Source organism: Streptomyces sp. NBC_00091, from assembly GCF_026343185.1.
Lineage (GTDB): Bacteria > Actinomycetota > Actinomycetes > Streptomycetales > Streptomycetaceae > Streptomyces.
Genome location: NZ_JAPEMA010000002.1, coordinates 823,686 through 837,882, shown reverse-complemented (window position 1 = coordinate 837,882; position 14,197 = coordinate 823,686). Strand labels below are relative to the sequence as shown.

The 14,197-nt window shown below is 68.0% G+C and carries 9 protein-coding genes and 3 pseudogenes; 11 read left to right on the top strand and 1 reads right to left on the bottom strand.

Going from position 1 to position 14,197, the window contains the following annotated elements:
* Positions 1–35: 35 nt before the first annotated feature.
* From OOK34_RS31535 to OOK34_RS31500, 8 genes and pseudogenes are all read left to right on the top strand, one after another.
* On the top strand, positions 36–932 hold the full coding sequence (locus OOK34_RS31535) for a carbohydrate ABC transporter permease (RefSeq protein ID WP_267036930.1): 897 nt from the start codon (positions 36–38) through the stop codon (positions 930–932).
* Positions 929–1,759, top strand: a complete 831-nt coding sequence (locus tag OOK34_RS31530; protein ID WP_267036535.1) for a carbohydrate ABC transporter permease — start codon at positions 929–931, stop codon at positions 1,757–1,759. The genes OOK34_RS31535 and OOK34_RS31530 overlap by 4 nt, the downstream gene beginning before the upstream one ends.
* Before the next feature lie 90 nt (positions 1,760–1,849).
* On the top strand, positions 1,850–3,184 hold the full coding sequence (locus OOK34_RS31525) for a glycoside hydrolase (protein WP_267036536.1): 1,335 nt from the start codon (positions 1,850–1,852) through the stop codon (positions 3,182–3,184).
* A gap of 29 nt (positions 3,185–3,213) precedes the next feature.
* Positions 3,214–4,272, top strand: a complete 1,059-nt coding sequence (locus tag OOK34_RS31520) for an endo-1,4-beta-xylanase (protein ID WP_267036537.1) — start codon at positions 3,214–3,216, stop codon at positions 4,270–4,272.
* Positions 4,269–5,315 (top strand): Gfo/Idh/MocA family protein, encoded by a 1,047-nt coding sequence (locus OOK34_RS31515; RefSeq protein WP_267036538.1) that lies wholly within the window; start codon positions 4,269–4,271, stop codon positions 5,313–5,315. Before OOK34_RS31520 ends, OOK34_RS31515 begins: the two co-directional genes overlap by 4 nt.
* Complete coding sequence (locus OOK34_RS31510; RefSeq protein WP_267036539.1) at positions 5,312–6,172, top strand: PmoA family protein; 861 nt, start codon at positions 5,312–5,314, stop codon at positions 6,170–6,172. Before OOK34_RS31515 ends, OOK34_RS31510 begins: the two co-directional genes overlap by 4 nt.
* Positions 6,173–6,258: 86 nt before the next feature.
* Positions 6,259–6,372 (top strand): annotated as a pseudogene (locus OOK34_RS35445) (cupin); the annotation flags it as partial.
* A gap of 537 nt (positions 6,373–6,909) precedes the next feature.
* The gene (locus OOK34_RS31500; protein WP_267036540.1) at positions 6,910–8,391 is read left to right on the top strand and encodes a non-reducing end alpha-L-arabinofuranosidase family hydrolase; all 1,482 of its coding nucleotides are present in this window, start codon (positions 6,910–6,912) and stop codon (positions 8,389–8,391) included.
* A 91-nt stretch (positions 8,392–8,482) separates the two neighbouring features.
* Here OOK34_RS31500 and OOK34_RS31495 read toward each other — a convergent pair.
* Positions 8,483–8,698: pseudogene (locus OOK34_RS31495) on the bottom strand (ABC transporter ATP-binding protein); the annotation flags it as partial.
* Between the two features lie 103 nt (positions 8,699–8,801).
* Here OOK34_RS31495 and cas2e point away from each other — a divergent pair.
* From cas2e to OOK34_RS31480, 3 genes and pseudogenes are all read left to right on the top strand, one after another.
* Positions 8,802–9,098 carry a type I-E CRISPR-associated endoribonuclease Cas2e gene (gene cas2e / locus OOK34_RS31490; RefSeq protein WP_267036541.1) on the top strand — a complete coding sequence of 99 codons (297 nt, stop codon included), beginning with the start codon at positions 8,802–8,804 and terminating at the stop codon, positions 9,096–9,098.
* Between the two features lie 403 nt (positions 9,099–9,501).
* Positions 9,502–11,304: a family 43 glycosylhydrolase gene (locus OOK34_RS31485; protein WP_267036542.1), complete on the top strand. Its 1,803-nt coding sequence runs from the start codon at positions 9,502–9,504 to the stop codon at positions 11,302–11,304.
* A 296-nt stretch (positions 11,305–11,600) separates the two neighbouring features.
* Positions 11,601–13,673: pseudogene (locus OOK34_RS31480) on the top strand (family 43 glycosylhydrolase).
* The last annotated feature ends 524 nt before the right edge of the window (positions 13,674–14,197 follow it).

The window sequence follows — 14,197 nt, the reverse complement described above, 5'->3', positions numbered from 1 at the left end:
GCCCGCCCGCCCCGGCACGCTCGCTCCCGCGCCGGCTGGGAAGCTGGGCGTCCGTCGCCTGGTTCCTCGTCCCGGCTCTGGTCCTCTTCCTCGTCTTCGTCCTCGCCCCCATCGCGGTCGCCGTCTACACCGGCTTCTTCAAGTGGGGCGGGGTCGGCCCCCTGGAGGAGTTCGTCGGCTTCGGGAACTACGCCACCCTCTTCCGGGATCAGGTCTTCCTCGGCGATCTGGAGCGCGGGCTGTACCTGATCACGCTGTCGATCACGGTGCAGTTGCCGTTCGCGCTGTTCACCGCCGTCCTGCTCAACCAGAGGCTGCGCGGCCGGGCCGTCTACCGGATGCTGTTCTTCGCGCCGTACATCCTGTCCGAAGTGGTCACGGCGGTCCTCTTCACGATGATCTTCCTTCCCGGTGGCGGCATGGCCGACCATCTCGCGGGCGCCCTCGGCCTGGAGGGGCTGCAGGGCAAGTGGCTCGCCGATCCCTCGACGGTCATGCCGACCCTGTTCGTGGTCATGACCTGGAAGTACTTCGGGTTCCACATGATGCTCTTCCTCGCCGGGCTGCAAAGCATCCCGGGCGAGATCCTCGAGGCAGCCTCCATCGACGGCGCCGGCGCCTGGCAGCGCTTCCGGCACGTGACGCTGCCGTTGCTCGGCCCGACGATCCGGATCAGCGTCTTCCTTTCGGTCATCGGCGCCATCCAGCTCTTCGACCTCGTCTGGGTCATGACCGCGGGCGGGCCCAACCACTCCTCCGAGACGATGGCGATCTCGATGTTCCAGTTCGGGTTCAAGCGCTACCAGGTCGGCTACGCCAGTGCGATCAGCGTGGTCCTGTTCATGATCAGTCTGGTCTTCTCCCTCTTCTACCAGCGGTACGTTCTGCGCCGTGACCTGAGCGGGGCCGTCACCACGGGAGGTGGCCGATGAACGCCCGCAGAACGACCCGCGGCCTGTCGCTGCACGCCGTGGTCTGGCTGATCGGCGCGTTCGTCGTCGTGCCGCTGGTCTACGCGGTGATCTCCGGGTTCAAGAGCACCGGCGAGCTGACGACCAACCCGTTCGGGCTGCCGGAGCACTGGAAGACCGGCAACTACACCGGCATTCTCGGCGACGGAATGTTCTGGCGGCAGATCGCCAACAGTGCGGGCATCGCGATCGGCACGGCATGCTGCACGGTGGCGGTCTCCGCGATGGCGGCGTTCGTACTGGCCCGCTACGCCTTCCGGGGCAGGGAGCTGTTCTACACGCTGTTCACGATCGGGCTGATGTTCCCGTTCGCGGTGGCCGTCCTGCCGCTGTTCCTGCTGCTGCGCAACTTCGACCTGCTCGACAACCCGCTCGGAGTGATCCTCCCGCAGGCGGCCTTCGGGCTCCCCATGACGATCATCATTCTGCGCGGGTTCTTCCGGACCGTCCCGGCAGAGGTCGAGGAGGCGGCCGTCATGGACGGCTGCGGCAAGTTCCGCTTCTTCTGGAAGATCCTGCTGCCGATGGCGCGTCCGGCGCTCGGCACGGTTTCGGTGCTGGCGATCGTCGCGAGCTGGAACAACTTCTTCCTGCCGCTGCTGGTGTTCAACGACCCGAAATGGCAGACGATCCCGGTCGGCGTCCAGCAGTTCCAGGGCCAGTACTCGACCGACTACGCGCTCGTCCTCGCCTACATCGTGCTCGCGATGGTCCCCGCCCTCGCCTTCTACGCCGTCGCCGAGCGGCAGCTGATCGGCGGACTGACCGCGGGCGCCACCAAGGGCTGACCCGTCCCGCCCGACCTCCACCCCCGAGGAGACGCCGTGAAACGCCTGGCCGCATCGACCGCAGTTTTGTTAGCGCTAACAACACAGGCTGTGGCCGCCCCCGCGCACCCCGCCCCCGCGCACCCCGTCATCGACTTCCGCGCCGAACTCCAGCCCATAGACGGATTCGGCTTCTCGATGGCCTTCCAGCGGGCCGACCTGCTGCACGGCGCACGCGGCCTCAGCCCGGCCAAGCAGCGCGAGGTGCTCGACCTGCTGCTCAGTAAGGACAAGGGCGCGGGCCTTTCGATCCTGCGCCTGGGCATCGGGTCGTCGGCCGACAGGGTCTACGACCACATGCCGACGATCCTGCCGGCCGATCCCGGCGGGCCGCAGGCCACGCCGAAGTACGTCTGGGACGGCTGGGACGGCGGTCAGGTCTGGCTCGCCAAGGAGGCCAAGGACTACGGCGTCACACGGTTCTTCGCCGACGCCTGGAGCGCCCCGGCCTTCATGAAGACCAACGGAAGCGAGAACGACGGCGGCGAGCTGCGCCCCGAATGGCGCCAGGCCTACGCGAACTACCTCGTCCAGTACGCGAAGTTCTACCGGCAGGAGGGCATCGGGATCACCGACCTCGGGTTCACCAACGAACCCGACTGGACGGCGACCTACGCCTCGATGCGGTTCACCCCGCAGCAGGCCGTCGACTTCCTCAAGGTGCTCGGGCCGACCGTCCGCGCGTCCGGACTGAAGACCGGGGTGGTCTGCTGCGACGCCGCGGGCTGGGACCGACAGGTCGCCTACACCGAAGCCATCGAGGCGGACCCCGCGGCCGGCAAGGCCGTGCGGACCATCACCGGACACCGCTACAGCGGTCCGACCGAGGTGGCGCAGCCGACCGACAAGCACGTGTGGATGTCGGAATGGTCGCCGGACGGCGCCACCTGGAACGAGAACTGGCACGACGGCAGCGGCTACGACGGTCTCACCGTCGCGGCCGACATCCAGAACACCCTGGCCGTCGGCAACGCCAACGCCTACGTCTACTGGACCGGCGCGTCCCTCGGCGCGACCCGAGGGCTCATCCAGCTCGCCAACCCCGGTGACGACTACCGGGTGTCCAAGCGGTACTGGGCGCTGGCCGCCTTCAGCCGGTTCATCCGCCCCGGCGCCGTCCGCGTGCCGGTCACGAACGCCGGCCCGGCACTGCAGATCACGGCCTTCCGCAACACCGACGGCAGCCGCGTGATCGAGATCCTCAACACCGCGACCACCGAAAGCTCCGCCGAGTTCTCTCTCCGCGGCGGGCACGACCGCCGCCCCGACGGCTACGTCACCGACGAGACCCGCTCGATCACCCCGGCCGACATCGTCTCCACCCATGGCACGACCCTCAAGGCGACGCTCGCCCCACGCGCGCTGACCACGATCGTCCTCGACTGAACCGACCATCACCGCAGGAGTAGTCCGTCATGCCCATTCCCAGGTCCAGGTCCACGTCCCGGATTCTCACCGCTCTGTCCGCCGCCGTCTGCCTGGCGGCCGGCCTCGGCGCCGCGCCCGCAGCCGCCGAGCCCCGCCCCAGGACGCTCGGAGAACTGGCCAAGAAGCACCACAAGTACTTAGGCTCCGCCACCGACAACCCCGAGTTCACCGACGCCGCCTATCTGAAGCTCCTCGGCAGCGAATTCGGGCAGACCACCCCCGGCAACGCCATGAAGTGGTACGCCACCGAGCCCGAACGCGGCGTCTTCGACTTCACCGCCGCCGACGAGGTCGTCTCGTTCGCCAAGGCCCACCACCAGAAGGTCCGCGGCCACACCCTCATCTGGCACAACCAGCTCCCCGCCTGGCTCACCGAGCACGCCTGGACCGCCGACGAACTGCGCGCCGTCCTCAAGAACCACATCCAGACGCAGGTCCGGCACTTCAAGGGCCAGGTGATCCACTGGGACGTCGTCAACGAGGCCTTCAACGACGACGGCACCTACCGCGAATCACTCTTCTACAAGACGCTCGGCCCCGGCTACATCGCCGACGCCCTGCGCTGGGCCCACGAGGCCGACCGGCACGCCAAGCTGTACCTCAACGACTACAACGTCGACGGGATAGGCCCCAAGAGCGACGCCTATTACACCCTGATCAAGCAGTTGAAGGCCGACGGCGTTCCGGTGGAGGGCTTCGGCATCCAGGGCCATCTGGCGCTCCAGTACGGCTTCCCGGCCGATGTCCAGCAGAACATGCAGCGCTTCGCCGACCTCGGGGTCGAGGTCGCGATCACCGAGCTCGACATCCGGATGAACCTCCCCGCGACCCCTTCGATGCTCGCCACCCAGGCCACCTGGTACGCCGACTACGTCAAGGCCTGCCTGGCGGTCAGGAAATGCGTCGGCATCACCATCTGGGACTACACGGACAAGTACTCGTGGATCCCCTCCGTCTTCCCCGGTGAGGGCGCAGCGCTGCCCTACGACGAGAACCTGCTGCCCAAGCCCGCCTATCACTCGATCAGGAAGGTGCTGGGCGGATGATCAGAACGGCGATCGTCGGAACGGGCGGGATCGCGGGCATATGCCACGTTCCCGCCCTCCGGGCGCAGGCGCACCGGGCCCTGATCGTGGCCGCCGTCGACGTGGACGCCGCGCGCGCCGAGGCCTTCGCGGCCGAACACGGCATACCCGCGGTCTACACCGACCTGCACACGATGCTCCAGGAGCAGAGGCCGGACCTCGTTCACCTGTGCACGCCTCCGTTCCTGCACGCCGACCAGGCCGTGGCCTGCCTGGAGTCGGGCGCGTGGGTCTGGTGCGAGAAGCCGGTGGCCCTGTCGCTGGCCGAGCTCGACCGGATCCGTCGCGCCGAAGGGCCCGCCCTCGCGGGCGCGGTGTTCCAGCACAGGTACGGCTCGGGGGCCCGGTACCTGCGCGACCGGATCGCGGCCGGGACGCTGGGCCGTGCCCTGGTCGCGCAGTGCGTCACGGCGTGGTATCGCGACGACGCCTATTACGACGTGCCCTGGCGCGGCACCTGGGAGAGCGAAGGCGGCGGCCCGACCCTGGGCCACGGCATCCACCAGATGGACCTGATGCTCGCGGTGCTCGGCGAATGGGCCGAGGTACGCGCGATGGCCGGCCGCCTCGAACGCGACGTCCAGACCGAGGACGTGTCCGCGGCCCTCGTCCGGTTCGAGAACGGAGCCATCGCGACGGTCGTCAACAGCGTCCTTTCCCCGCGCGAGGAGAGCTACCTGCGGTTCGATCTCACCGATGCCACGGTCGAACTGCGCCATCTGTACGGCTACTCCAACGCGGACTGGACGTTCACCACCAGCTCGAAAAGCGTGAAGTGGGAGCCGCCGGAGGACCTGCCCAGCTCGCACACCGCCCAACTCGCGGCCTTCCTGGACGACTACGAGGCGGGGACCCGGCCCGACCTCGGCAGGCCCACCATGGAACTGGTCACCGCCCTGTACAAGGCCGCGATCACCGGCCTGCCGGTCCGGCGCGGAGAGATCGACGCGGCCGACCCGTTCTACGGCTCGCTCAACGGAGGGCGCCCGGAGGTGTTCCGATGACCTTCGAACTCATCGAGGACGAGGACTCGCTGACCGTCCGAGCCTGCGACGTCGACCTCTTCCGGTACGTGCACCGGCCGGTCATGGACCCCTTCGAGGCGCCGAAACCCTACCTGCATCCGGTGCGCACGCTCGCCGGCGACGTGGTCACCGGCTACCGGCCGCACGACCACCGCTGGCACAAGGGCATCCAGATCACGGCGTCGTGGCTCTCGGGGCACAACTTCTGGGGTGGCGGCACCTACTTGCGCGGCCAGGGCTACGTGGACCTGCCGAACCTCGGCACGATGCGCAGCCTCACCGTGGCCGCCGAGACAGGCCACGGCCGCGCCGTGATCACCGAGGACCTGGCCTGGTACACGATGGCGGGGGAGCACTGGATCGACGAGCGCCGCACGCTGACCGCCCGCGACGTCGAGGCCGACTCCTGGACCCTGGACGTCACCACCGCACTGACCAACGTCCGGGGCGCCGGACTGCTGTTCGGTAGCCCCGGCACACAGGGCAGAAGGCTCGCCGGATACTCCGGCCTGTTCTGGCGCGGCCCGCGCGACTTCACCGGCGGGGAAGTGATCGGCCCCGCGATGGGCGAGCAGGGTGACTGGCTGGCCTTCACCGGCACGCACGACGAGGTCGACCGCTCCTCCACGCTCCTGTTCCTGGACGATCCGGACGCCCCCTGCGACTGGTTCGTCCGCAGTGAGCCCTTCCCAGCCGTCAACCCCTCCCTGGCATTCGACGAGGAACTGCCGCTGGCCCCGGGCGAGACCCTGTCGCGCCGCTACCGGATCGTCGTGGCCGACGGTGCGTGGGCCCCCGGGCGCCTGTCCCGCCACATCGCGGAACACCCGTGGTGACCCCGTTCCCCGGCGGCGTGGGGATCTCCGGGTTGACCGTGTACGACTGGGAGGCCGCCGACGGGCTGTGCGGCGGCACGCCCCACATGCACCTCGTCTGCTCCGAAGCCTACGTCGTCATCAGCGGCGCGGGCAGTGTCCAGACCCTCACCACCTCCGGCTTCGCCGAGACCCCGCTGCACGCCGGCGACGTCGTCTGGTTCACCCCCGGCACGATCCACCGCCTGGTCAACGACGGCGGCCTGCGCCTCGTGGTGCTCATGCAGAACGGCGGACTTCCCGAGGCGGGCGACGCCGTCTTCACCTTCCCTGCTCCGGTCCTGGCCGATCCCCACGCCTACCGGAGGGCGGCAGCCCTGACCGGCGACTATTCCGCGGCAGCGCGCCGCCGCCGCGACTTGGCGGTCGAGGGTTTCCTGGCCTTGTGCGAAGGCGGGCTGCCGGAGTTCCACATCGCAGCCCACCGCCTGAAGAGCGAGCTCCTGGACGCCTGGTGGATCCGCTGGCGTGACGGCCCCATGGCAGCTGCCGTCACGACCGGCCGTCAGCTGGAACGGCTGAAGGCCGGAGACCTCTCCCACCTCGACCACGGCGAAGTGTCGCGACTGGAGCGTCCGGAGCACCAACGCTTCGGCATGTGCGGCCGCCTTCACACCTATCCCGTACCCGCCCCCCAATACGGCCGTTCCGCGGTCCGTCGGGGTCACCTCACCCCCACCCCCAAAGGAGCCCTTCTGATGTGGTTTCGCCATCCCTCCCCGGTCCAACTGAGACGACGGCTGCTCGCCGTCCTCGCGCCCTTGCTGCTCCTGGCCACCTTCCTCAGCGTCCAGCCCGCCAGCGCGGCGACCGTCGACCCCAACGCCTACTACGTGCTGGTCAACCGCAACAGCGGCAAGGCCCTGGACGTCTACAACCTGGCGACCGGCGACGGCGCCCGCATCACCCAGTGGACCCGGAACGATCAGAACCAGCAGCAGTGGCAGTTCATCGACTCCGGCGGCGGTAACTACCGGATCAAGTCCCGCCACTCCGGCAAGGTGCTGGACGTCCAGAACGGTTCCACCGCGAACGGCGCCTCGATCGTCCAGTGGGCCGACGCGAACGGGACCAACCAGCAGTGGCGGCTGGCCGACAGCTCGGACGGCTACGTGAGGCTCATCGCGCGCCACAGCAACAAGGCTCTCGAGGTACAAGGCGGATCCACCGCCGACAACGCGAACGTCGTCCAGTACGACGACTGGGGCGGCACCAACCAGCAGTGGCAGCTCGTCAAGGTCGGTGCCGGCAACCCCGGTGCGTGCGCTCTTCCGTCGACATACCGCTGGACCTCGACGGGCGCACTGGCGCAGCCCAAGGCCGGGTGGGCGTCGCTCAAGGACTTCACCGTCGCCCCCTACAACGGCAAGCATCTCGTCTATGCGACGACACACGGCGCCGCGGGAACGGGAGCAGGCTGGGGTTCGATGAACTTCGGCCTGTTCGGCAACTGGCCGGAGATGGCCTCGGCCAGCCAGAACACGATGTCGAACTCCGTCGTCGCGCCCACGCTCTTCTACTTCGCGCCGAAGAACATCTGGGTGCTCGCCTACCAGTGGGGAGGCGGGAGCGCCTTCTCCTACCGGACGTCGAGCGACCCGTCCAACCCCAATGGCTGGTCCTCACAGCAGGTGCTCTTCACCGGAAGCATCACCGGCTCCACCACAGGCCCCATCGACCAGACGCTCATAGCTGACGGCACGAACATGTACCTGTTCTTCGCCGGTGACAACGGCAAGATCTACCGGGCCAGCATGCCGATCGGGAACTTCCCGAGCAGTTTCGGCTCGAACTACACGACGATCATGAGCGATACGGCGGACAACCTGTTCGAAGCCCCGCAGGTCTACAAGCTCCAGGGCCAGGACCGCTACCTCATGCTCGTCGAGGCGAGGGGCTCGCAGGGCCGCTACTTCCGCTCGTTCACGGCCACCAGCCTGAACGGCTCATGGACACCCCAGGCCGCGACCGAGAGCAACTCCTTCGCCGGCAAGGCCAACAGCGGCGCCACCTGGACCAACGACATCAGCCATGGCGAACTGATCCGCACCAGCGCCGATCAGACCTTCACCGTCGATCCCTGCAACCTGCAGTTCCTCTACCAGGGACGCGACCCCAACTCCGGCGGCGACTACGGCCAATGGCCCTACCGGCCGGGTCTGCTGACACAGCAGCGCTGACGACGTGACACGGTCCGGCTCCGGAGCGGAGCCGGCGTGGCGGGCTCGGCGACACGAGGCCGAGCCCGCCCGGGTCACGCGAAGAGAAGAGTCACCGTGCCGGTCCCAGGAACTGGGTGGCCGCCAGACGTGCGTACAGGCTGTCTTGGCCGAGCAGTTCCGCATGGGTGCCCACCGCGGGTACCCGTTCTGCGTCCATCACCACGATCCGGTCGGCGTGGGTCACCGTTGAGAGGCGGTGTGCCACGACGAGGACGGTGGTCGTCCGGGCGGCCTGCGTGATGACGTCGCGTACCGCGAGTTCGTTGAGAACCCCACCGAGCGAGACCACGTCGACATGGTCCACCTATGGGACCCCAAGGCCGGCGTCCTGCCCGCAGGCGTCAACTACGGCGGGGAGGCGGGCTGACATGCCGTCGATGGTGGTCATCGCCACCACCGCGGTCCCCGACCACCTCCGGGGCGCCCTCAGTCGGTGGACCGCCGAAGCAGTCCCCGGCATCTTCGTCGGCACGATCTCCGCCCGCGTCCGTGACGAGCTGTGGACATCTGTCTCGGCCGTGGTCGGCGACGGCCAAGCGGTCCTCTTCCACACGGCTCCCACAGAGCAGGGCTGTGCTCTCCGCACAGCTGGTACACGCCGCCGAGTGCCGATCGACTTCGACGGTCTCACTTTGATCCGGATGACCGCAGCCGTCCAGCCATAGCTGTGACCGTATGAATTGAAGCAGGGGGTGGGCCCCTCTCGGATGGAAGGTCGCCCCTTGCCAGGTTGCGCAGGCTGCGGACGACCGAAAGGCAGCGCAATGGCCGACACCGCCAACTCCCGTGCAGGCAGCGCCCGCCCGCCCGGCATCCGAGAAGGCGAAGACGGTCTGACGGAGCGCCAGCGCTCGGCGGCTCCGTCCGCATCGCACGGTTCGCACTGACCACACCCCGAGCGCACCAACGTCCCTCCTCCGCATCTGACCAGCTGCTCAGTCCCCGACGCGCAGCACCAGGAAGGACCACACCATGGCCAGTACCACCGTCCACAGGCCAACGGCTCACCCGGCCGCAGTGAGGTCACCCGCCGCCGGTACGAGCCTCGCCCGGGCAGCCTGGGTGCTGATGATCCTCATATTGGCGTTCGCCGTCCTTCCCGCCGCGGTGCATCCCACAGCGGCCAGGGCCGACAACCCGATCGTGCAGCACGTCTACACCGCCGACCCTGCCCCACTGGTGCACAACGGGCGGGTCTACCTCTACACCGGGCACGACGAGGACGGCTCCACCTCCTCCTTCGTGATGAATGACTGGCGGGCGTGGTCCTCCGCCGACATGGTCAACTGGACCGACCACGGCTCACCGCTCAGCCTGAACACCTTCAGCTGGGCGGGCGCCAACGCGTGGGCGGGCCAGGCCGTCGAACGGGACGGCAAGTTCTACTGGTACGTGCCGGTGTCGGTCCGGGCGACCGGCCGATTCGCCATCGGCGTGGCGGTGTCGGACAGCCCCACCGGCCCGTTCCGGGACGCCCTCGGCCACCCGCTGGTGGAGAACAGTGAGATCGACCCGACCGTCTTCATCGACGACGACGGCCAGGCCTACCTGTACTGGGGCAACCCGAATCTTTGGTACGTCAAGCTGAATGCGGACATGACGTCCTACGCGGGCAGCCCCGTCAGAATTCCGCTCACCACCGAGGGCTTCGGGTCCCGCACCGACAACCCCGACCGTCCCACGCTGTACGAAGAAGCACCATGGGTCTACAAGCGGAACGGCATGTACTTCATGGTGTATGCCGCCAAGTGCTGCTCGGAGTTCATCGCCTACTCCACGGCACCCAGCCCGACCGGACCGTGGACCTACCGTGGAACAGTCATGCCCGCCCAGGGCAACAGCTTCACCAACCACGCGGGCATCGTGGACTTTCAGGGCAACTCGTATTTCTTCTATCACAACGGCGCCCTCCCGGGCGGCGGCGGCTTCACCCGCTCGGTCGCAGTGGAGAAGTTTTCCTACAACGCTGACGGAACGATCCCGACGATCAATATGACGACGGCCGGGGCGCCGCAGGCCGGCACGCTCGATCCTTATGTCCGCCAGGAAGCCGAGTCCATCGCGTGGGGCAGCGGCATCGAAACCGAACCCTCCAGCGAGGGCGGGATGAACATCAGCTGGATTGAAAACGGCGATTACATCAAGGTCAAGGGCGTAGCATTCGGCACCGGTGCCGGCTCGTTCACCGCCAGGATGGCCTCAAACACCAGCGGCGGCCGAGTTGAGCTGCACCTGGACAGTGCTACTGGGCCGACGGTCGGGACATGCATGGTGTCGGGCACCGGAGGCTGGCAGACCTGGAGCACGGTCTCGTGCCCTGTTACCGGTGCGACCGGGACCCACGATCTGTACCTGCGCTTCGCCGGTGGCAGCGGGTACCTGTTCAATATGAACTGGTGGCAGTTCACCACCGGCCAGTCCACCTTCTCGTCAACCGCCGTCGTCCAGCACAGCGGGCACTGCCTGGACGACCCCAACCAGAGCACCACCGACGGCACTCAGTACCGGCAGTACACCTGCGGCGCCGGTGAGGAACAGCGGTTCGACTTCCGTCCGGTGCAAGGGGTGGCGGACACCTACTCCCTGGTGAACCGCCACAGCGGCAAGTGCCTCGACATCCGCGGTGTCTCCACCGCCGACGGTGAGGCGGTCCATCAGTGGACCTGCCACGGCGGCACGAACCAGCAGTTCACGCTGCGGCATGTCGCCGCCAACGACTACCAGCTCGTCGCGGTGCACAGCGGCAAGTGCGTGGACGTCAGCGGGATCTCCACCGCCGTCGGAGCATTGGTCCACCAGTGGACCTGTGACTCCGCCAGTGCCCTGGCCGCCAAGAAGAACCAGGTCTGGCGCCTGACCGGCAAGAGCTGAACCAACACAGGGTCGGGCCCGGGCCGGCAACCCGGTGCCCGACCCTGTCCAGTGCCTTTGCGCGACGGCTTCATCTCGCCGCCCGGCCTGGGTCAGCCCTCGGTCCCTTTGCTCGTTCCGATGCGGAGCATTCGCTACCCCTTGGTGGCCTCTTGCAGACAGAAATGACAAACGCTCTGGCTGCTCCTGCACATGCTTAGGGACACTCAGATCACCCCCTGCACGGCCCGTCCTCGGAAATGTTAACGCTAACACTTCGGCTCTCGGTCCCCCACGCGTGAGGAAGCTGATCTCGTATGTCCTGGCTCCAACACCCCCACAGCCGCCGGAAAGTCATGGCGGCCACCGTCGGCCTGGTCGCGGGCACCACGCTGCCGGCGATAGGCGCGAGCGCGGCGGCCACGACGGCCCAGCAGGAGCGGTTCACCAACCCGGTGATCTGGCAGGACTTCGCCGACCTCGAGGTCATCCGCGTCGGCGACGCTTACTACTACACCGGCTCGACCATGCACTTCTCGCCGGGCGCGCCCGTCCTGCGCTCCTACGACCTGGTCAACTGGGAGTTCATCGGCCACTCGGTGCCGGTCCTCGACTTCGGCGACGCGTACGACCTCAACGGCGGACGGGCGTACGTCCAGGGCATCTATGCGTCCTCGATGCGCCACCGCCCCAGCGACGGGACCTTCTACTGACTGGGCCAGATCGGCGGGCAGCGGTCGTACGTATACAGAGCCACCAACGCGGCGGGCCCCTGGACCCGGCACGCCGAGATCGGCAGCAATTACTACGACGCGGGACTGCTCTTCGACGACGACGGCACCCCGTACGTGGCGTACGGCGCCAACGAGATCCGCGTCGCGCAGCTCTCCCCGGACATGCGCACCGAGGTCAGGTCCGAGCACGTGCTTACCAAGCCCGACGAGATCCACTATATGGAGGGCTCCCGCTTCTACAAGATCAACGGGAACTACTACATCTTCGTCACCCGCCCGCCCAACGGCCAGTACATCTGGAAATCCACATCAGGCCCCTTCGGCCCGTACAAGATGCGGGAGGTGCTGTTGGACCTGCCCGGCCCGATCCCCGGCGGCGGCATACCGCACCAGGGCTCGCTGGTCGACACCCCGAACGGCGACTGGTACTACATGGGCTTCATCGACGCCTATCCCGGTGGCCGCGTCCCCGCCCTGGCCCCGGTCACCTGGAACGCCGAGGGCTGGCCCGAGCTCCAGACCGTCAACGGCACGTGGGGCGAGACATACCCCTACCCGGTCACCCCGCACCCGCTCCCGCCGATGACCGGCGCCGACACCTTCCAGGGAACGGCGCTGGCGCCGTACTGGGAGTGGAACCACAACCCCGACACCGCCGCGTTCACCGTCAACAACGGGCTCACCCTCAGGACCGCCACCGTCACCGACGACCTCTACAGCGCCCGCAACACCCTCACCCGCCGCATCCAGGGCCCCGCCTCCACCGCGACCGTCGTGCTCGACTGCTCCGGGATGGCGGACGGCGACCGGGCCGGGCTGGCGATGCTGCGGGACTCCTCCGCCTGGATCGGCGTCACGCGGCAGGGCGGCGTCAGCAGGCTGGTGGTGTTCGACGGCCTGACCATGGACGCCAGCTGGAACACCAGCAGCACCGGCACCGAGCAGGCCCGCGCCGACCTCCCCGCGTCCGGCAGCCGCGTCTGGCTGCGCGCCGCCGCCGACATCAGCCCGGGGCCGGGCCGTCAGGCGACGTTCTCCTACAGCACCGACGGCACCACCTTCACCCGGCTCGGCCCGGCCTTCACTATGAGCGAGAGGCCTCATTTCTTCATGGGCTACCGCTTCGCCGTCTTCAACCATGCCACCCGGGCCCTCGGCGGCGAAGTGCTGGTGGAACGCTTCGAGTTGCGCGCGAACGCGCCGGCGGCCCCTGTGGACACCAACGCCTGGTACGTCATGGTCAACCGCAACAGCGGCAAGGCACTGGACGTGGCGGGCGTGAGCTCCGCGGACGGCGCCGCCCTCACGCAGTGGGCCCGGTACGACGGGCCCAACCAGCAGTTCCAGTTCGTGGACTCCGGTGGCGGCTACTACCGGTTGAAGGCGAGGCACTCCGGCAAGCTGCTGGACGTCTCCGGCTGGTCGACGGCCGACAACGCCGCCATCCACCAGTGGAGCGACCACGGTGGCGTGAACCAGCAGTTCCGGTTGGTGGACTCACCGGACGGATACGTCCGGTTGATCAACCGCAACAGCGGGAAGGCCGTCGAGGTACCGGGCTTCTCCTCCGCCGACGGGACCGGCATCGTCCAGTATTCGGACTGGGGCGGCGTGAACCAGCAGTGGATGCTCGTCCGCGTCGGCTCCACGGGCTAGTCCTCCTGCTGACACCGGTATCCGGTTCAAGCCCACGGAAACTCCCCCTGCCCGCTGGGCAAGGGGAGTTTCGGTCTGCGCGCGCCCGAGGTCGCACGGCCGACAGCGAGGTCCGAAAAAATCTTGGACCGGACGGCAACCCTTTCTGAAGAGGATCGAACGCCGGGTTGCCGGTCCTGACCGCTGCGTGCCGCGCCGCGCGCTCGGGAGACGTGGCGCCGCCCTGAGCCGTGTGCCAGGCACGGCAGGTCGCGTTTTTCCCCTGCGCGATTAGCCGGCGCACTGCTCGACGGGGTCCGCGAGATCCTGGCCCGGCTCCTGCCGAGACGGCGACGACGCAGCAACCGCCGCGTGGTCAAACGCAAGATGTCCAACTACAAACTCAAACGCATCCCGCACCGGAACTGGCCACAACCCACCCGCGACCCCGCCGAGGCAGTCCGGATCGCACCGCACTACCGCACCGTCTCCGCCAGATCCGGCCCACTGCGGTCCCCATGGAGCAGTACCTTCCCGATCTGGTC

What these genes read in the sequence shown, in the direction of transcription:
- cas2e (WP_267036541.1), top strand. Translation starts at nt 8,802, where the DNA reads ATGCCGTCGATGGTGGTCATCGCCACCACCGCGGTCCCCGACCACCTC.
- OOK34_RS31520 (WP_267036537.1), top strand. Translation starts at nt 3,214, where the DNA reads ATGCCCATTCCCAGGTCCAGGTCCACGTCCCGGATTCTCACCGCTCTG.
- OOK34_RS31530 (WP_267036535.1), top strand. Translation starts at nt 929, where the DNA reads ATGAACGCCCGCAGAACGACCCGCGGCCTGTCGCTGCACGCCGTGGTC.
- OOK34_RS31510 (WP_267036539.1), top strand. Translation starts at nt 5,312, where the DNA reads ATGACCTTCGAACTCATCGAGGACGAGGACTCGCTGACCGTCCGAGCC.
- OOK34_RS31515 (WP_267036538.1), top strand. Translation starts at nt 4,269, where the DNA reads ATGATCAGAACGGCGATCGTCGGAACGGGCGGGATCGCGGGCATATGC.
- OOK34_RS31500 (WP_267036540.1), top strand. Translation starts at nt 6,910, where the DNA reads ATGTGGTTTCGCCATCCCTCCCCGGTCCAACTGAGACGACGGCTGCTC.
- OOK34_RS31485 (WP_267036542.1), top strand. Translation starts at nt 9,502, where the DNA reads ATGATCCTCATATTGGCGTTCGCCGTCCTTCCCGCCGCGGTGCATCCC.